At 46.6% G+C, this 19,550-nt stretch carries 18 protein-coding genes; 11 read left to right on the forward strand and 7 right to left on the reverse strand.

The window, feature by feature from the left end:
• The first annotated feature begins 350 nt into the window (after positions 1-350).
• Complete coding sequence (locus tag QUA53_RS10170) at positions 351-1,415, forward strand: aldo/keto reductase (protein WP_333096689.1); 1,065 nt, start codon at positions 351-353, stop codon at positions 1,413-1,415.
• A gap of 145 nt (positions 1,416-1,560) precedes the next feature.
• The gene (locus QUA53_RS10175; RefSeq protein ID WP_333096691.1) at positions 1,561-2,547 is read left to right on the forward strand and encodes a VOC family protein; all 987 of its coding nucleotides are present in this window, start codon (positions 1,561-1,563) and stop codon (positions 2,545-2,547) included.
• A 38-nt stretch (positions 2,548-2,585) separates the two neighbouring features.
• Here the strand turns inward: QUA53_RS10175 and QUA53_RS10180 are convergent, their stop codons facing one another.
• The gene (locus tag QUA53_RS10180) at positions 2,586-3,947 is read right to left on the reverse strand and encodes an NAD(P)/FAD-dependent oxidoreductase (RefSeq protein WP_333096693.1); all 1,362 of its coding nucleotides are present in this window, start codon (positions 3,945-3,947) and stop codon (positions 2,586-2,588) included.
• Positions 3,948-4,498: 551 nt separating this feature from the next.
• Between QUA53_RS10180 and QUA53_RS10185 the strand changes: the two genes are divergently transcribed.
• From QUA53_RS10185 to QUA53_RS10215, 7 genes are all read left to right on the forward strand, one after another.
• Positions 4,499-5,311 (forward strand): SDR family oxidoreductase, encoded by an 813-nt coding sequence (locus tag QUA53_RS10185; protein ID WP_333096695.1) that lies wholly within the window; start codon positions 4,499-4,501, stop codon positions 5,309-5,311.
• Between the two features lie 39 nt (positions 5,312-5,350).
• Complete coding sequence (locus QUA53_RS10190; RefSeq protein ID WP_333096696.1) at positions 5,351-7,981, forward strand: MGH1-like glycoside hydrolase domain-containing protein; 2,631 nt, start codon at positions 5,351-5,353, stop codon at positions 7,979-7,981.
• A gap of 228 nt (positions 7,982-8,209) precedes the next feature.
• Complete coding sequence (locus QUA53_RS10195; RefSeq protein WP_333096698.1) at positions 8,210-8,704, forward strand: DUF2231 domain-containing protein; 495 nt, start codon at positions 8,210-8,212, stop codon at positions 8,702-8,704.
• Positions 8,701-9,318, forward strand: coding sequence for a DUF2231 domain-containing protein (locus QUA53_RS10200; RefSeq protein ID WP_333096700.1), 618 nt, complete (start codon positions 8,701-8,703; stop codon positions 9,316-9,318). The genes QUA53_RS10195 and QUA53_RS10200 overlap by 4 nt, the downstream gene beginning before the upstream one ends.
• A gap of 66 nt (positions 9,319-9,384) precedes the next feature.
• Positions 9,385-10,302: a cytochrome c oxidase subunit II gene (locus tag QUA53_RS10205; RefSeq protein ID WP_333096702.1), complete on the forward strand. Its 918-nt coding sequence runs from the start codon at positions 9,385-9,387 to the stop codon at positions 10,300-10,302.
• Positions 10,303-10,358: 56 nt separating this feature from the next.
• The gene (ctaD, locus tag QUA53_RS10210; RefSeq protein WP_333096704.1) at positions 10,359-12,032 is read left to right on the forward strand and encodes a cytochrome c oxidase subunit I; all 1,674 of its coding nucleotides are present in this window, start codon (positions 10,359-10,361) and stop codon (positions 12,030-12,032) included.
• A 29-nt stretch (positions 12,033-12,061) separates the two neighbouring features.
• Positions 12,062-12,670 (forward strand): heme-copper oxidase subunit III, encoded by a 609-nt coding sequence (locus QUA53_RS10215; RefSeq protein WP_333096706.1) that lies wholly within the window; start codon positions 12,062-12,064, stop codon positions 12,668-12,670.
• A 21-nt stretch (positions 12,671-12,691) separates the two neighbouring features.
• On the opposite strand, the gene QUA53_RS10220 is transcribed toward QUA53_RS10215, so the two are convergent.
• The 6 genes from QUA53_RS10220 to QUA53_RS10245 form a co-directional block, all read right to left on the reverse strand.
• Positions 12,692-13,039, reverse strand: coding sequence for a colicin V family bacteriocin (locus tag QUA53_RS10220; protein WP_333096707.1), 348 nt, complete (start codon positions 13,037-13,039; stop codon positions 12,692-12,694).
• Between the two features lie 72 nt (positions 13,040-13,111).
• Positions 13,112-13,543 carry an HPP family protein gene (locus QUA53_RS10225; protein ID WP_333096708.1) on the reverse strand — a complete coding sequence of 144 codons (432 nt, stop codon included), beginning with the start codon at positions 13,541-13,543 and terminating at the stop codon, positions 13,112-13,114.
• 83 nt (positions 13,544-13,626) lie between these two features.
• A complete protein-coding gene (locus QUA53_RS10230) occupies positions 13,627-14,001 on the reverse strand; it encodes a DUF1622 domain-containing protein (protein ID WP_333248832.1) in 375 nt (124 codons plus the stop codon).
• A 177-nt stretch (positions 14,002-14,178) separates the two neighbouring features.
• The gene (locus tag QUA53_RS10235; RefSeq protein ID WP_333096714.1) at positions 14,179-15,756 is read right to left on the reverse strand and encodes a GMC family oxidoreductase; all 1,578 of its coding nucleotides are present in this window, start codon (positions 15,754-15,756) and stop codon (positions 14,179-14,181) included.
• A 45-nt stretch (positions 15,757-15,801) separates the two neighbouring features.
• Entirely contained in the window at positions 15,802-16,233 is a 432-nt protein-coding gene (locus QUA53_RS10240; protein WP_333096716.1) for a fasciclin domain-containing protein, read from the reverse strand.
• 62 nt (positions 16,234-16,295) lie between these two features.
• Positions 16,296-17,444, reverse strand: coding sequence for an L-dopachrome tautomerase-related protein (locus tag QUA53_RS10245; protein ID WP_333096718.1), 1,149 nt, complete (start codon positions 17,442-17,444; stop codon positions 16,296-16,298).
• Between the two features lie 264 nt (positions 17,445-17,708).
• Here QUA53_RS10245 and QUA53_RS10250 point away from each other — a divergent pair, with 264 nt between their 5' ends.
• Both QUA53_RS10250 and QUA53_RS10255 read left to right on the forward strand, forming a co-directional pair.
• Entirely contained in the window at positions 17,709-18,611 is a 903-nt protein-coding gene (locus QUA53_RS10250; protein WP_333096720.1) for an SMP-30/gluconolactonase/LRE family protein, read from the forward strand.
• Positions 18,612-18,710: 99 nt separating this feature from the next.
• Positions 18,711-19,259: a DoxX family protein gene (locus tag QUA53_RS10255; RefSeq protein ID WP_333096722.1), complete on the forward strand. Its 549-nt coding sequence runs from the start codon at positions 18,711-18,713 to the stop codon at positions 19,257-19,259.
• The last annotated feature ends 291 nt before the right edge of the window (positions 19,260-19,550 follow it).

A 19,550-nucleotide genomic window follows, 5' to 3' on the forward strand; every position in this document is an offset into this window, starting at 1 on the left:
CAAACCATTATTGCACTGGAGATATGACCATCGCTTTGGAAGCTATGTCGGGCTAACTTCCACACGGACTATACAACCACAAGTTACACAAGACATTGTGCAAAATTCTATATTTCTATGTGTTTTAAACACTTTGCATTAGGGCTTTTGTATTCCCGAACACATGGAGACTTAGCAGTGATTTATTCCTTTAGACAGTTGGATAACTCACGCACATCTGACAAAGGCTAGAGAAAAGATTCTTTCTAGCTCTTTAGGATTATTTCTGTGACCTATTTTGATAGAGGTTTTTTGCATCGATTCATCTAATACTGTGAGTAAGTCCTAGTTATTTCTTAAAGGAGACATTTATGAATATCAGCAGACGCAATTTGTTAAAAGTAACTTCTGCTTCGGGTTTAGTTGCAGCAGGGCTGGCAGCTTCCGAAGGGTTTTTCAAACCTTTGTTAGCTCAAGATGAACCGGCTCAAGTATACGCTGAAAGTGCAGTTGCCCAAGGTCAAACTCAAAGCGGCGAGATGAGTTACAGGACCCTGGGACGCACGGGAGAGCGAGTGTCTGCAATTGGCTTGGGGGGACACCATATCGGACGACTTCGAGAGGAGCAAGAAAGTATCAAGCTGATCCGCAGTGCGATCGACCGCGGCATCAATTTCATGGACAACTCCTGGGATTATCACAACGGACGCAGCCACCGATGGATGGGGCAAGCGCTCAAGGATGGCTACCGGCAAAAGGCTTTTCTGATGACAAAGATCGACGGTCGCACCAAGGGCGCTGCCATGATGCAGATTGATGAGTCGCTGAAGGCGTTGCAGACCGATCGCATCGACCTAATGCAGCATCACGAAATTATTCGGATGGAAGACCCCGATCGCATCTTTGCTCCCGGCGGGGCTATGGAGGCCGTAGTAGAAGCGCAGAAGGCGGGCAAGATTCGCTACATCGGGTTTACAGGACACAAAGACCCTTTGGTTCACCTGCGAGTGCTGGAAATTGCCGCCCAAAACAATTTCCGTTTTGACGCGGTACAGATGCCGCTGAACGTGATGGACGCTCATTTTAGAAGTTTTGAGCAACAAGTTCTACCAGTGCTGGTGAAGAACCAAATAGGTGTATTGGGGATGAAATCTATGGGCGACCCTTACGTTCTTAGAAGCAATACAGTAAGCCCGATCGAATGTCTCCACTATGCGATGAATCTACCTACTTCAGTCGTGATTACTGGCATTGATAGTATGCAGCTCCTCGATCAAGCCTTTGAGGCCGCTCGCACGTTTAAGCCGATGGATCGATCGCAAGTTGCAGCAATGCTGAATCGCACTCGCGAGGCGGCTGCAAAAGGGCAATACGAATTGTATAAAACTACCAACCAATTTGATAGTACCGCCATGAATCCATCGTGGCTAGGATAAGTGCTTTTGTATTCATCAGCACATCTAGACTTGAGTCCGAGCAAACGCAGCCTAATGACGAGCACTTGGGAAATTTCCTCCAAAATTTTTCGCATTTGGCTCCGCTCGGGGCTACCAAAAATTTAGATAAAGCACTACCAAGTTTATGAATAACCCCTCTATACAAGTGCAAAAAATCCGAGCCATTGGATTGACTGTGACAGATGCCGATCGCTCCAAGGATTTCTATACGAAAGCCCTCTCGTTTGAACCTGTTTCGGATATTACGGTTGAAGGTCAAAATTACAGAGATCTCGAAGGCGTTGATGGGGCAAAAATCCGCATTGTCACTTTGCAGCTTGGAAATGAACTGATTGAGCTGATGGAGTATCTTAACGTTGAGGGAAAACCCATCCCAAAAGATTCGCAAAGTAATGATTTGTGGTTTCAACACCTGGCAATTGTGGTCAATGACATCGATCGCGCCTATGCACACCTGTGCTCTTTTCCTATTGACCCCATCTCCACTCAACCGCAGACAATACCGCCTGAAAATAAAGAAGCTGCTGGCGTGCGAGCTTTTAAATTTAAAGACATTGACGGCCACAATTTAGAGCTAATTTGGTTTCCTCCCGACAAAGGACAAGAAAAGTGGCATCAAAAGAGCGATCACTCCTTTTTAGGAATCGATCACAGTGCGATCGCGATTAGCAACACCGAGCAAAGTCTCCAGTTTTACCGCGACTTACTGGGAATGCAAGTTGATGGAGGCAGCCTCAACCAAGGGGAAACGCAAGTTCACCTCGATAATTTGCCAGAAGCTAAAGTCAAGATTACCGCACTGCGGCCGATTCAAGGCGGTTTAGGAATTGAACTATTAGACTATCTAGTTACTCCAAAAGGGCGCCCCATACCGAGGGATTGGAAAAGTTGCGATATTGCCAATATGCAAGTGGAACTAATTGTTAACGATCTCGAGCAACTATTGGAAAAATTGCGACAAAATGGCGTTGAGTTTGTCTCCCCACGACTTGTGCATTTCTCAGATAATGCCAGTTCTTATCGCCAAAGTTGTCTGGTCAAAGATCCTAACGGACACGCAATCTTACTGACCTCCGAACTAGCTACTTATAGCGCTTATAATCACGGCTAACAAATTAATTTTTTCACAATTTTTCTCAACTTTAGCACTTAAGTATCAATCTTATCTTTGCTATCTCCTAACATTTGAATCAATTTTCGGGTGACGACAAGACCGACTACTGCACCGCCGACCCATTTAATAACCTCCCCAGTCTGAATCGGGTGCAAGTGCTGCTCAAAAATTTCATCTTTTAACCATTCCGTTGTTACTTTAAAATTATGAATTGGAGTAGGTAATAACTCTAAATAAGTACCTTGGCGGATTAAGTGGCCGACTTCTCCGGCAACTTCAATGCTATTGTAAATGTTAGCCACGCTTTCTTCTATCCCGAGTTTTAGCAGCGTTCCCCGCAGGTTAACTTCAGCAGGTTTTAGACTATTTCCTAAAGCGAGAGCTTTCAAATTGTGAGCAATTGCAGCTCCCTGCTGATAAGCAACTTGAGCGGTGGCAGGTAAAGAATTGCCTTGAACTGTTGCACAATCTCCGGCAGCAAAAACTTCTGGAAAATCTAGCAGTTGTAATGTAGGGTTCACTAAAGGATTGCCGTGTTTGTCTCGGCTTTTCTCAGAAATTGCTAAATCTTTAATAAGCGAGTTAATGTTAGTTCCTGTCGTCCAAATTACTGTAGATGTAGGTAAAGTTTCTATCTGTTCCTGGCGCTTATATTCAATTTCGTTGACGCGAATAGCAGTCGCTTTGGCCTCCATAATAAATTCTACGGGTACAGTGCGCTTTTGCAGAGCCTTTTTCGCAATTTCGCGCAGGTGACTATTAATATCGCTGTCAAGAATTTCCTTGCCGTGATTGAGTAAAACGACCCGTACTTCTGCTGGATTGCCACCCATTGCAGCAAACCAATTAGGTAGTAAATCGCCTAATGTACCTGCCATTTCCACACCGGAAGGTCCAGCACCTACTACGGTGACTGTCAGGAATTTGCGACGCTGTTCTGCATCTGGAATCTGAAGAGCTTGCTGGAAGCAATCGCGTAGGTGTTTATCAATGGCGATCGCATCTTCTCCGGTACGGAAAGGGAAAGCATTTTCTTGAGCTCCCTCTATACCAAAATATCCTGTAACGCTGCCTAAAGCTAAAACTAAATTGCTGTAATTGTAAGAATCCCCCGATGTTACTTTCACTTCGCGCCCGTGCAAATCAATGGATTGAACGGCATCTTTAACAAAGATTACACCGCTACCTTTTAGCAATTCATCATAGCGCGGCCAAACTTCTTCTGCACCCATCTCCCCGCTAAAATATTCATAAAGTAACGGCTTAAAGCAAAAGCGATCCTCTTTTTCTATCAAAATTACAGAACGGGGATAGTGTTGATGGCTCAAGTGCAAAGCTGTAAATAGCCCCGCAAAGCCGCCACCTACAATTACAGTTTGATAGATTGTGTTGTTCATAATACTGTTCGTTAATCTTGATAATTCTTGACATACCTAAGAAAATTGTTGTCTCGGTATGGACGGAGGATTTTATTAATCCATTCACTGCTTTTAAAACCAAACTTTTGCGCCTAACAAGCGGTTTTATTAAGTCGCATATAAACCGTTAGTTAACCAATTTTTTTATTCTAACACCCTTATTCTTTGCTCCTCAATTATATAAAAATACAACTACAGCGGTTCTCAAAAAAGTGAGGTATGCCCTATGCCCTATGCCCTATAGTAACTCCTATGAGATATCGAAAGGCTATAGATTATAACTAACTTCAAGTTAGAGGTAATGATTATTCAAAAGTATCTATCTTAAGAAAGAGATAAATTTAACAAATATAATTCTTAAGATAGAAATATATTTTTCTTCCCAATGACTAGACGCTAGAATTAGCAAGACTTTGAAGGAAATAAATCTCTAGTAGCTAGTTTGGTCACAACTTTGACACAAAATTGTTATCAATTTGACAAGTAAAATCTCTATAAGTGTAAAATAAAAAAATAACGGAGAAAAAATTATGAGCTTTTCCCCTGAGCTTCTGAAAAGCCAAAAAGCTCTTGTAACGGGCGCAAGTTCTGGTATCGGCGAAGCGATCGCCCGTTCTCTAGCTTCAGCGGGTGCATCTGTTGCAGTTAATTACCACTCGGAAGTTGAAGAAGCGCAGAAAATTGTGGCTGACATTAAAGCTGCGGGCACAGAAGCGATCGCTCTTGGTGCCGATGTCAGCAAAGAAGACGAAGTTAAGGCTATGTTCAGCCAGATGTTCAAGGAATTTGGTACGATCGACATTCTGGTTAATAACGCAGGTCTGCAAAAAGATTCGCCCCTCGTAGACATGACTATCGATCATTGGAACCTGGTGATTGGAGTCAATCTAACGGGACAGTTTTTATGTGCCCGCGAAGCTGCCAAAGAATTTATGCGGCGGGGCGTACAACCCCATATTTCATCGGCTGCTGGGAAAATTATTTGCATGAGTTCAGTACATGAGGTAATTCCTTGGGCCGGCCACGTCAACTATGCTGCTAGTAAAGGCGGTATTAATATGATGATGCGGAGTATGGCTCAAGAACTCGCACCCCATAGAATCCGAGTCAATAGTATTGCGCCAGGGGCCATCAAAACCCCCATCAATAAATCAGCATGGGAGACGCCAGAAGCCGAAGCAAAGTTATTAAAGCTGATTCCTTACGGTCGAGTAGGGGAAGTAGAAGATATCGCTAAAACTGCTGTTTGGCTGGCTTCTGATGACTCGGATTATGTTTGCGGTGCGACGTTGTTTGTGGATGGTGGAATGACGTTGTATCCAGGATTTGCCACAGGCGGCTAATCGAGATTCTGCAATCTGAAATATTCTCGGATAACTGCAATGGATGCTGAACAGAAACGAATTCAAGAAAATGCTGAAATGACAGCCCACTGGAACCGCTGGGGATCTTATTTAAGCGATCGCCAGTGGGGAACAGTCCGCGAAGATTATTCGCCCTACGGTACGGCTTGGGAGTATTTCCCTCACGATATGCCGCGATCGCGGGCTTATCGCTGGGGTGAAGACGGGTTAGGGGGATTTTGCGATCGCCACGGTCAAATTTGTTTCGCCCTCGCACTGTGGAACGGCAAAGATCCCATTTTGAAAGAGCGTTTTTTTGGGCTTACGAACAGTCAAGGAAATCACGGAGAGGATGTCAAAGAATACTACTTTTATTTAGACAACACGCCAACTCATTCTTATATGCGCTGGCTGTACAAATATCCGCAGCAAGAATATCCTTATACTTTGTTGGTTGAGGAAAATGCGAGGCGCAACAAATCTCAACCAGAATTTGAGTTGCTGGATACAGGAATTTTTGAGGGCGATCGCTACTTCGATATCGTTGCTGAATATGCCAAAGCCTCCCCAGAAGATATTTGCATTCGCATCAGCGCCACTAACCGAGGTTCGGAAACAGCAACCCTTGACTTATTGCCGACTTTATGGTTTCGCAATACTTGGTCCTGGACGGGTAGCGAAAAACAAGCGCAGGTTTCTCAAGCAGCCGATGGAATTATTAAAGCTCAACATCAAAAATATGGCGATCGCTGGCTATTTTGTCAAGGCAATCCCCCTCTGTTATTTACAGAAAATGAAACCAACCTACAGCGTCTCTACAGTGTCCCCAATACCTCACCTTACGTTAAAGATGCTTTCCACGAATTAATAGTTCACAATCGCAAAGATGCTGTAAATCCTGCTCAGATTGGCACGAAAGCTGCTGCCCACTATCACCTAGAAATCGGTCGAGGAGAAACGGCAGTTATCCAACTCAGATTTACTGATTCTTACACCGATACTCCTTTTAGCGAAGAGTTTGCGGAAACATTCATTCAAAGGGAAAAAGAAGCCGATGAATTTTATGACTCGCTGACTCCAAATCTTGATGAAGATGTCCGCAACGTACAGCGTCAAGCCTTTGCGGGATTATTGTGGAGTAAACAATTTTATGCCTACGATGTTCGCACTTGGTTGCAAGGCGATCGCGCAGAACCCACACCATCAGCTCAGCGTTTAAATAGTCGCAATGCTGACTGGCGAAATTTATATGCAGAAGAAGTCATTTCCATGCCCGATAAATGGGAATATCCTTGGTTTGCAGCCTGGGATTTGGCATTTCACTGCATTCCGCTCGCTTTAATTGATGCTGACTTTGCCAAGCGGCAATTGCTACTGCTAACTCGCGAGTGGTATATGCACCCAAATGGTCAAATTCCAGCTTATGAATGGGCATTTGGAGATGTCAATCCACCCGTGCAAGCTTGGGCGGCATGGCGAGTTTATAAAATTGAACAAAAGCGAGTAGGTAAAGGCGATCGCGACTTCCTCGAACGAATGTTTCACAGATTGCTGCTCAATTTTATTTGGTGGGTAAACCGCAAAGATCCTCAAGGTGCAAACCTTTTTCAAGGCGGCTTTTTAGGTTTAGATAATATTGGGGTATTTGACCGCAGCAAACCCTTGCCAACTGGCGGCTATTTAGAACAAGCAGACGGGACTGCTTGGATGGGAATGTTTGCACTGAATATGTTAGCGATCGCGTTAGAACTTGCCAGGGAAGATCGAGTTTACTCGGATATGGCGCTCAAATTTTTTGAACACTTCCTCTATATAGCTGATGCTGTTAACCATGTCGGCCCAGAACAAATTGCTTTATGGGACGAGGAAGATGGATTTTACTACGATGCTCTGTCCCAGCCTAACGGTCAATGTTGCTTGCTAAAAGTCCGTTCAATGGTGGGGATGACGCTGCTATTTGCTGTCGATACTCTGGAAGCTGACTTATTAGAAACAGTGCCGGGACTTAAAGAGCAAATCGATTGGTTTTTCAAGAACCGCCCGGAACTCGCCAAGAATATTGCTAGTATGGAAATTAAAGGAGTCGGTCAGCGGCGGCTGCTTTCAATTGTCACCCCCGAAGCATTGCAGCGCGTCCTCAAAAGGCTGTTTGATGAAAACGAATTTCTCTCGCCCTACGGCATCCGCTCCATCTCTCGCTATCACTTAGAACATCCATTTATTTTTGAGTGGGATGGCACTAAATATCAGGTAGACTATGAGCCGGCTGAGTCTACGACTGGGCAATTTGGTGGCAATTCTAACTGGCGCGGCCCGATCTGGTTTCCCTTAAATTTCTTATTAATTGAATCGTTGCAAAAATACTACCATTATTTCGGCGATGATTTCCAAGTAGAATTTCCTACAGGCTCTGGAGTTATGCTTAATTTATGGGAAGTTGCCTTGCAACTAGAGCAGCGGCTAAACAGCATTTTTATGAGGGGAAAAGATGGTAAAAGACCTGTTTATGGCAGTTTAGAGAAGTTTCACAATGATCCTCACTGGCGCGACATGATTTTGTTTCATGAATACTTTCACGGCGACAATGGTGCAGGATTGGGCGCGTCCCACCAGACGGGATGGACTGCACTGGTAGCAAAACTGATTCAGCAAGTTAGTAAAAAGCCATGAAACTGATACAATTTTGTTTTACATAGCACGTTTCAATGAGTTGTGTTCACTGTAGTGTGACCATCTTGTTCGCGGTACAATTGCATGAATGATTTAGACGCACTAAATCAATCTTTAGATAGATATCAAAGTGGTAATTATAAGGGAATAGTTATTAGCAAGACCAACTAAATTTGGGCGTTGCTATATAAAGTAACGGTAACGCCTTGATGCCGTAAGGATAAAGTAATGCCGGCTCTACCTCTCAATAGCGAAAATCTACCTTACCCCGATCCGATCCATCCGATTATTGTTCACTTTGTAATTGCGATGGTGTTTTTCTCGTTTTTCTGCGACGTTACTGGCTATTTTACCCGCAATCACCGCTTGTTTGAGGTGAGTTTTTGGAATTTGTTTGTCGCCGCGGTTTCCATCTTTCTAGCTGTCATTTTCGGTCAATTTGAAGCGGGTTTGGCGCAACCTTATGAGGTAGCTAAGCCTGTACTAGATTTGCACACAATTACTGGTTGGTTGCTGGCGGCAATCCTTGCAGCTATTGCAGGTTGGCGCTTCGTAATTCGCAGGCGCGACCCCTTGAAAGTACCGGCTGCTTATCTGGGTGCGGCAACATTTTTGAGCTGCTTGGTTTTCTTCCAAACATATTTGGGAACTCGGCTGGTTTGGGTGTACGGGTTGCACGTAGAACCGATCGTGGAAGCGACGAAAAGAGGAGTTTTGCAATGAACTCGCAACTTGTGCAGCAACTTGTCGATCAGTTGGGGTTCAAGCTAGGTGCAAATAGACTACCCTACGAAGTGCCAATTCATCCGAATTTTGTGCATTTCACGCTGGGTTTGTTTATCATTGCGCTCTTATTTGATATAGCAGGAAATCTTTTTCCCTTAGAAAGACCAATCTTTAAATTTTTGGCTCTCCCTGCAATCCGATCGAGCTTTTATGATGTGGGCTGGTACAATTTGGTCGCCAGTGCGATCGTCACATTTTTTACTGTAGCAGCGGGCTTTTTCGAGATTATGCTCGCAGATCCGGCAGCGAATGTCAAGAGCGCGTGGGGATTGGGAGCAGCTCCAACGATGATCTTGCACGGTTTGGGCGGAGTTTTGCTGTTGGGGGCGATCGTTGCCATGACTGTGTGGAGGGGGTTTCAGCGCTACCGCTGGCGCCCGGAAGCCACCAGGCAAGTACAGTGGAGCTATTTGCTAGCAGGCGTGGTCATGCTGGGTTTCCTATTCGTTCACGGGACGCTGGGAGCACATCTGGGAGACCAGTTTGGGATTCACAATACCGCTGCGGGTTTGCTCAGACAGGGGGGGAATCCTAGTTCTGCGCTCAAGTAAATAGGTAAACCAATTAACTGTTTTCCGTTAGAGTACGCATCTTTAAAGTTTCTACCCCTTTTTCTGATGAAAGTTTTTAAGGCCTTGCTATTAGCTATTGCGATCGCCGTGGATATGGTCGCCAGCCACTGGGTGGGACAGCAGGCCTATTCTTGGATGCCCAGTCAGGGAACAGCAGAAGCGAAACAAGTTGACAATCTGTTTAGCTTCCTGGTGTCGATCGGAGCGTTTATTTTTGTGGGAATTGTGGGCATTATCCTATATTCGATCCTCACTTGCCGAGCACCGAAAGGAGACTTCAGTCATGGGCATCCTGCGAGGGGAAATTGGAAAATTGAGATCCTTTGGACAGTACTTCCGGTGATGTTAGTATCTTGGATCGCCACTCAAAGCTACATCATTTATCAGCAAATCAACATCCAGGGTTTGACACCGATCGCACACTTGCACCTGCCTCTAGAACAACCTGTTTATGCCGCCAATAAACCCAGTGAAAACAACAACAATTCTAAACCAGTTACTGAAGAAATTGAGGTAATTTCTAAACAGTGGTCTTGGTCTTTCCGCTATCCGCGACGGAATGTTACCAGTACAGAATTGCACCTGCCAGTTAATCAAAATGTGCGGCTGACCTTGCAATCCCAGGATGTTATTCACGGTTTTTATGTTCCTGAGTTCCGCATCAAACAAGACATCATCCCTAACCGCACTCTTAACTTTGTGTTCGCGCCGATCCGAGAAGGCAAATATCGGTTGAGGGATTCTCAATTCAGCGGCACTTACTTTGCATTGATGCAGGCGGATGTGTACGTTGAATCCCCGGAAGCTTACGATCGCTGGCTGGCCCAAGCTGCGGCACAATCGCCGACTCCTGCAAGCAATCAGGCGGTTTCTGAACACACAAACCAAGTCCAGAAAGCCAGAGGTAGTTTCTGGCCGACTGTTTTGCCGGCTCCGCCTCCTGTTGTAAATCATCCCAACTGATCGAAGCATCGGCAAAAAACCAAATTTCCTGTTTATTAATAATTAACAACTCAAAGATGACAAATAACTCGATTGAAAACATTGCCGGTGGTAAGAATTCTGAAAGCGATCGCACTGAAAATCCGATTGGTTGGGGGCGCTACCTCAGATTCAGTAAAGATCACAAAGTTATCGGCATTCAATACCTAATCACTGCTTTTATCTTCTTCCTGATCGCGGGTTTATTCTCGATGATTATTCGCGCCGAACTGATCCAACCGCAATTAAATCTAGTCGATCGCCAGTTGTACAATGGCTTGTTCACGATGCACGGCACGATGATGATCTTCCTGTGGGTGTTCCCGTGTCTGGTGGGTCTAGCTAACTATCTAATACCGCTGATGATTGGGGCGCGGGACATGGCGTTTCCTCTTCTCAATGCCATCTCCTTCTGGATAGTTCCCCCGGCGGGCTTGTTACTGCTGTCGAGCTTTTTGCTGCCCAGCGGTACCGCCCAGGCTGGCTGGTGGTCTTACCCGCCGGTTAGTATCCAGAACCCGTCGGGTCATTTAATCAACGGGCAACTGATCTGGCTTTTGAGTATCGCGCTGCTGGGCATCTCGTCGATTATGGGGGGAGTTAACTTCGTGACGACGATACTCAGGATGCGGGCACCGGGCATGACGTGGTTTCGGATGCCCATCTTCGTCTGGACGGTTTTGAGTGCTCAGTTGCTGCAACTGTTTTGCCTGCCTGCCCTCACTGCGGCTGCGGTGCTGCTGTTTTTCGATTTGGCGCTGGGGACAACCTTTTTCGATCCCTTTAACGATGGCAGTCCGATTCTTTATCAGCACTTATTCTGGTTTTACTCACACCCAGCAGTTTACGTGATGGCGCTGCCTGCCTTTGGCATCTTCTCGGAGATACTGCCGGCTTTTTCCCGCAACCCTTTGTTTGGCTATAAATCAGTCGCGATCGCATCCTTTGCCATTTCTCTAGTCAGCATATTCGTCTGGGTACACCACCTGTTTGCCAGCGGCACCCCTGGCTGGATGCGGATGTTGTTCATGTTCTCCACGATGTTGGTGGCCGTACCGACTGGTGTCAAGGTATTCGCTTGGACTGCTACTGTCTGGGGCGGAAAGCTGCACCTACAAACGCCGATGTTGTTTGCCTTGGGAGGTGTGGTGATGTTTCTTTTCGGTGGCATCACTGGTGTCATGCTGGGGGCAGTGCCGTTTGACCTGCACGTAAATAACACATATTTCGTAGTCGGCCACTTCCACTACATTGTCTTCAACACCGTAACAATTGCGATTTTTGGAGCAATTTACTACTGGTTTCCCAAAATGACGGGGCGGATGTATGCCGAGGGTTGGGGGAAAATCCACTTCTGGCTGACTTTTATCGGGGCTAATCTCACTTTCTTTCCGATGCACCCGTTGGGCTTGCAGGGGATGGTGCGCCGAGTTGCCTCCTATGACCCGCAATACCAAGGGTTGAACGTTATTGCCAGTTTGGGGGGATTTCTGCTGGGGGTGGCGACGCTGCCTTTTATAGTCAATATGGTGGTTTCCGCGTTGCATGGCCCGAAAGCCACTAATAATCCTTGGCACGCTACGGGGTTGGAGTGGACGGTTTCTTCGCCGCCGCCTGTTGAGAATTTTGCCCAGATTCCGGTTGTGACTTTGCCACCTTACCACTACGTCGATTCTCCAGATCCGATCGCCCCGGCTTCTGCTCAAGAATAGCTGCTATTTCCATCCTGAAAGAGTTACTTATGGCAAATCCTACGCATTCAGGGCGATCGCGCCACTCCTCGCCCAAAGGAAGCAAGCAAAATTCTCAAGAACACGGAAACGCGATGTTTGGCTTTACCGCGTTCTTGCTTTCGGAGAGCATGGTCTTCCTCAGTTTTTTCGCGGCTTACATCATCTTGCGGCAGACAACTCCCAACTGGCTGCCTCCTGGTGTCCCGAAATTAGAGGTGCTTAAACCTGCGATTAGCACGGCGGTACTGGTTTCCAGCAGTTTTGTCATTTACTTTGCCGAACGCGCCCTCGATCGCCGGAAACTGGCGCAATTTCGCTTGCTTTGGCTGCTGGCATCCTTGATGGGAACTTACTTTTTAGTTAATCAGGCGATCGAGTGGAACCACCTATCTTTTGGGCTGACGACGGGGTTATTTGGCGCGACATTTTATCTGCTGACGGGGTTTCACGGTTTGCACGTTTTTGTCGGGATTATCTTGCAGCTAATTATGCTTGTGCGTTCTTTCATTCCGGGCAATTACAATGCCGGTCACTTCGGCGTGAGTGCAGCTTCTTTGTTTTGGCACTTTGTTGATGTGATTTGGATTGTTTTGTTCTCGCTGGTTTATCTGTGGTAGTTCTATTTCTTTGCCCAAACCCTACCCTTGCGGTTTTGAGAGTGCTTGTAATTCTTCCCAATTGTAATGTTTGGGCAATTCAACTGGCTTAGCATTAGCGCCTAAACCTAACCCGCTCGCAGGCTGAATTTCGGCGATCGCCTCTGAAGCAACATCAGCCACCGCATTGCCGGCAATACCACCCGCGATCGCTCCTGCAATGCTACCAATGGCAGCACCAACCTTTCCCCCAACAGAATTACCAATGGCCGCACCGGCAACACCGCCGCCGACTGCGCCCAATCCTGTGGCGATCGGATGATTATCGGGATTCTTTTGAGGATCGTTGAGATCTTTGTCGTCAGATTCAGATTGGTGTTTGTCATTCATCGTCGTAACCTCCTTAAAACTTGGAACTTTAGATTTGGGAAATCATGGGTCAGGTTTGCACCAACAGCGAGACTAAGATGTGCTGTAGCGAGCCAACACCCACAGAGTAAAGCGCTCCAATCCCACCAACAGGGCAGTAATGCCGACGGCTAAACCAAACAAAACTAAGTTGTTTTCGTTACTCGCCTTCAAAGCAAAACTTAGGGAAGTAGAGACGGCAGGGGGATGGACGACATCCAGCAGGATCATCAGGACGATTGTCACCACCATAGCTATGCCACCGGAGAGATATCCAGAACCAAAAATCATGTACGCAATCCAGCCAATTGTTGCTGCCATTATTTGAGCAAGGCTCAGCGTTCGCATAGTGTTCGTACCGTGCTGCGGATCTAGGTAAATTAGAAACGCACTAGAAGCCAGGGAGGCAAATAAAAGGCGTTGGCGACTTAGCACTTCGACCAAAGCGAATACGCCCAACACAATTGCAGTGGGTGCTACGGCCAATGCGAGCTCACCCTTGAGAGTTAACCTGCGCCTTATGGATCGATTTGCACCTTCTATTGGTTTTAAGCTGGAACGATTTCGGCTCATGCTTCCTTTGCGATGGCGCTCTTCTCGTTGATGCGGCGCTGCTCTCCCTGCCTGATCTCACGCTCTAAGAAGTAGTTCAACAGCGTTCGCAGCAGAACGATCGCCCCTAAATTCAAAATATCCTGGCGGGTTGGTGCAACTGCGGTACGCAGGATATCACTCGCTACGGTAAATTCCAGCCCCAATGCCAGCACTCGTCCCAGTTTCAGACGAATACCTTCAGTTGCATCTACATGGTATCTCGAACGCAATAACAACTGATGCAGATACTCCCAAATTCCCCGAATGATACCCAGGCCAATGACAATTGCAGCCGCAATTTCTGCTCCTGCTGCCAAATAGCCCACGATTAGCTTGAGCCAGGACTCCAAAGGAATAGCTGCACTTTCTTTTCTACTGGCGCCCCTGCTCCAACATTGAGGCTCAACAGAAGTACCAGCCCAAAAATCAGGCCCAGAGGCAATAACAGGTTGATGAGTGATTCGATGAAAAGCTCTTGTTTCATAGACTGTTAGTTATCTCACCACGAACAACGAATCTGCCCCTTGCTACTTCAGCTTTTGCGCTAGGCGATCGCCAACGCGCAGCGCATTTGCCATAATTGTCAGCGTCGGGTTAACGCCTGAATTGGAGGGGAAAAAACTGCCATCCACAACGTAGAGATTATCAACATCATGGGTACGGCAATTCAGGTCAAGGATTGAGGTTTTGGAGTCTGTGCCAAACCGACAAGTACCGCATTGATGACCAACTGATTGTACCGGCATCTGGGCACGGGGATACAGGCTAAAGGGAATGACGTGCTTGGCACAACAACGGTTGAGGGATTTGAGTACAGATGTCCACCGGTGAATTAGGCGATCGCCTGCTTCCGTATTGTTCGGCGTATAATCTAGGCTAATCTTGTCGCCCGCCACCCGAACGCGATTATTTGGATCTGGCAAATCTTCTGTCTGCAACCACCAACCAACAGAGCGCTCAGCAATCAAATGCCGCTCATATTCAGGAATCAATTTTACCAGCGGAGCCATAAGCCCAGGAGCTTCAGCCGGCAGCATATCAGCTAACACATTGCCAGTATTTTGTACCATGCCCATTGGGTAAGGAAAATCCGGCTCTCCCCAATAATAATCATTTACAGCAATTGTTTTTTGAAAGCTAGCTTGATTCACTTCTAGGTGCATGGAAACTAGAGCGGTTGCCAGATGTTTCATCAAATTCCGCCCCACCAGATCGGAACTATTTGCTAATCCATTGGGGTGATTCTCGTTTGCCGATTGCAATAACAACACAGCCGAATTAATTGCACCGCAGGAAACCACCACAATATCGCCTGTAAACTGCTGCCGCTCCCCTAAAATTTCTGTTTCTACCCCCGTCACCTCTCGCCCTGATTTGCTGGTATGCAGTCGCAGGACTTTTGCATTAGTTATTAGGGTAAAATTGGCATACCTTTCGCGGGTAGGACGAATTGCATTCACATCCGCATCGGCTTTCGCGCCTACTAAACAAGGATAGCCGTCAAATGTATCGCAGCGAATGCAAGGGCTTTTTGTGCGATCGCCTTCATTCAGCTTTAATCCTAATGGCAAATTAAACGGATTGTAGCCAAGTTCTCGAATCTCATTTGCGAGTACCTGCATATCAGGTTCGTGGCTGACAGCCGGATAAGGATAAGGTTGGCTGCACGGCGGTTCAGTTGGATCGGTTCCTCGCTCTCCATGAACGTCATAGAGTGCTTCTGCTTGCGTGTAATATGGCTCAAAATCTGCGTATTTGAGCGGCCATTCTGGAGAAATTCCTCCCTTATGAATTACGCGATCGAAATCTCGTTCTCGAAGCCGCAAAAGAGCCGCACCATAAACTTTTGTATTGCCGCCAACCCAATAGCCTGTCTGGGGTCTAAACTCCTTGCCTTCCCTGTCGTACCAGCGCTCGTCCGTGTGATAGCGCTCTTTTTGATAAACTTCTAGCGCACTCCAATTAGCTTTTTCCCTGGGCAAAAAGTCGCCTCGTTCTAGCACTAAAATCTTTTTACCAGTCGGTGCGAGACGGTGAGCCAGCGTACCTCCACCCGCACCTGTGCCAATAATGATGATATCGTAGTGATTCGCGGGATTTACCATTGCCAAGTTTTTGCCAAATTGTGCTGGTTTGAGAATAATTTTACCTTAGCTCACGGGTTCAATCTTACCCAGAGATTCAGGAATTAAAACAGTATCAATGATGTGAATTACACCGTTATCTGCTTCCACATCTGGCGTGACTACCTTAGCATCGTTTACCTTAACTCCATCAGAGGTATTAATCTTGAGCGTTGAACCTTCGGAGGTGGTGACAGAATCAGTTTTGCCAATTTCTGCTGCTGTGATTTTTTGGTCGGGAATGACATGATAGGTTAAAACTTTAATGAGAGCCGGGATATTTTCTAGCAAAGCTTCTACAGTGCCCGATGGCAGTTTAGAAAACGCTTCATCAGTTGGAGCAAAAACGGTAAACGGCCCTTCTGCTTTTAAACCCTCTGCTAAGCCAGCAACATTGAGAGCTGTTACTAAAGTAGCGAAAGTACCGGCATTGATTGCAGTATCTACAACGTCAGGCATTGTCAATCTCCTTAATATTTACAGGGGGTTTTACAGTTAAACTTGAAATTACCAACGCGATTTTAGTTGCGATCTAGCAAGACTTGCCCTGCATCAATTCGGATGCGAAATAGGCTGTAAGGTTTCTCGCGCAAGTCTTGCCCATTATGATAGCTGGGGTTCCTATTCCACTGATCTACAGTAAAGTAGAGATAGCCGTCTTGGGCAACAAAAAGGCAATTCGGCCACAGCATTCGCGCATCGTGTGCGACTGTTTCCAACGTACCATCCGGTAGGCGGCGCAAAATCGAATTGTTTTCGTAGTTCGTCACGTAAAGGCGATTTTTAGCATCGGAAACCATGCCACCGGAAGCGCCTTTTTCACCGTGATCTATGACTGTGGCCGCCACCTCTTCATCAGGTAGATTTTGATTAACTAATGCTTCAATGCTGGCGCTGTAAAGGTGCCGGCTTGCCAGGGGACAATAGAACAGTCTTTGACCGTCACCGCTGAGGGCAATGCCATCGCTACCGGTGTGAATGTGTTTGGGCGGTTGGCCTGGGTGGCGCACCATCATCGGTTGGCCTTCGACTACTGGCAAAAAGCCTGGAATTGGTTTAGTTGAAGGATGGTCATTGAGTTTGCGCCAACTTTTTCCAGAGGCTAAATCTACGACAACAATGCCGTTAGGCCCTTCTTCCGATGAGTCGGTAATAAAGGCAATTCCTTCTTCTCCCCAGCGCAGATCGACGCGCACATCATTGAGGGTAGAATTGGCAGAGGCGATGGATTCGGGAAAGAGAATTTTTTTGACAATGCGATCGCTTTCCAGGTCAATTCCCACCAGTTTCGGGCCGCCGGGAGGAACTGAATTTTGTTTAATTTTTGCGTGGTCTAACAGCCAAAGGCGATCGCGCGCGTCGATGGTCATGCCTTGTACGCAAAGCAACCGTTCTGAGGGCGAAGCTGAATCTAACTTGTGGATTTCTGCATTGGGATAGGGAACGGGATTGCCGTTTTTTTCTGGCGGCTGTTTGAGTTCCGCAACGGTGAATTCTACATCGTCAACCAGACGGGGGTAGCTGATGAAAATTCGCCCTTGCTTGGATACGGCAACACCGATGGGCATGGGACCATCGAATAGCGTTATTAGCTCTAGATTGCCAGCGGATTTGTCAGCAGGCAATGAAGGCATAGCGGCCAAAGGTTCGGTTGCGACCAAGTTCGCCATTGCACTAATCCTATTTAGATTATGAATGATTTAAAGAGGCAAAAATTTAGATGTTAATTATATCTAAAAAAGGTCTAGCCTGCTATTTAATTAACAAAGCACAACAACTTTTTTGGATATTTCGCTGCGGTTAAGTTAACATTATTGATAGAATTTTAATATCTATCTAATGGCTTAAGTGAGATTTATATCTAAAGACTGATTTGTATTTGAATAATCGTTGTTTCAGGATATAAATGACCTTGAAAATGGTAGAAAATACTAATGCTTGAAGGCATCAATATTTATGACGATCGCATGAAATCGCTCCTGCGTCCTGGTGCTTCACTCCAGAAGGTTGCCAGCGGTGCAGTCTGGAGCGAAGGCCCGGTTTATTTCCATGAAGATGATAGCGTGGTGTGGAGTGACGCTCACGGCAACCGCCTGCTGCGCTGGAGTCCCCGTGAGGGAGTGAGCGTTTTGCGCGATCCGTCCGACTATCAAAGTGGCAATTACCGCGATAGCGAAGGTCGCCTTGTCTCGTGTTCGTCGGGTTTGCGCGCGATCGTCCGCCGCGAACACAGCGGCGAATGGCAGGTGTTAGTCGATCGCTACCAAGGCAAGCGCCTCAACAGCCCGAATGACCTGGTAGTGAAGAGTGACGGCACGATCTGGTTTACTGACCCCCCCTACGGCCTCACGCAGCCAAACCAGGGATACGGCGGCGAACAGGAACAGCCTGGATGTTTTGTGTACCGCTTCGATCCGGCGACGGGTGCGATCGATGCGGTGGTGACGGATATGTTGCGCCCCAACGGTCTCGCCTTCAATCCAGACGAAAGCATCTTGTATGTGTCGGATAGTTCCGCTTTCAATATGCCCCAGGGGTATCACCACATCCGCGCCTATGATGTTGTAGGCGATCGCGATGCGGACAATGGCCGCGTGTTCGCAGTCATAGATCCTGGTGAACCCGACGGGTTGCGAACGGACGAACACGGCAATATTTTTACGAGTTCCAAAGATAGCGTGCAAGTGTACGCGCCCGACGGTACTCGCTTGGGGAAAATTCCGCTACCGGAGACGTGCGCTAACCTGACTTTTGGGGGAGCCCAGCGCGATCGCCTTTTGATTGCGGCTGGCACCTCTTTGTATGCGATCGATCTCAACACTCGCGGGGTGCAGTAAGTAGGAGAGAAAAGGCTGTATAGCCGACTATTTACGAATCTGTACTTGACGTTTCATCATGTCCAGTTTGGAATATCTCAATAGATTGGAAATGACAAAATGATTTATAAATTTGCTATTGGCGTGGCGATCGCGCTTCTGTTCGCTCAAGTTTCACCTCATCTGCCAGAACTAAGTTTCAAACTGCTTAGTTCACTCAATCCCGTCTTTCCGGCAGACCTTCCCGGCTGGGCACTTTTATTGTTGAGAGTGGGTGTCGGCGGCTTATTCCTGCTGCACGGCTACCCAAAAATAACACATCTTCGAGAGTGGTCTGATGCTCTGAAAATGCCGCTGTTTCTGTGCTTTCTCTCAGCAGCTTCCATGTTGGCTGGCGGAGTTTGCCTGATTCTGGGATTTCTCACACTCTTAGCAAGTCTGCCGATTCTCGGTTCAATGCTATTTGCTATCTATTTAGATATATCCAAACGGTTGCCTTTTGTTGCTAGCGATCCCTATTTAATTCCTGAAGGGCAGTATGAAGGGCCCAATGGCAAGGGCGAACCGCCAAGCTGGGAAAAAGCGTTTATGTACTGCTTGATGCTGATTGCGATCACCCTTTTAGGGCCTGGTGCATATTCGCTGGATGCTTTAATTTTTAGAGGCTAAATTATGGGCTGGCAGTCCGTTAGCTAGACTATTAGCATTTCGCGATCGCTCTTTACCTATTGTGCGATCGCAGTTTTGGCCTAAAGCGAGGCTGACTCTGCTAAATAAATAGTAACCCGAGCAAATAAAGATGAACAAATATATAAAAGACTGAATCAAGTTCTTGCCAGGATAGAAAGAAGCTTAACATACGCCTCCAAAGAAGTATTATCACCAAAACCATCAATCATTAATTAAATAACTAAAAATTGATAAAATAGCCTTAATTAAAAGCCAATGTAATTACTGTGC

This window comes from Microcoleus sp. Pol12B3, assembly GCF_036701355.1.
GTDB lineage: Bacteria > Cyanobacteriota > Cyanobacteriia > Cyanobacteriales > Microcoleaceae > Microcoleus.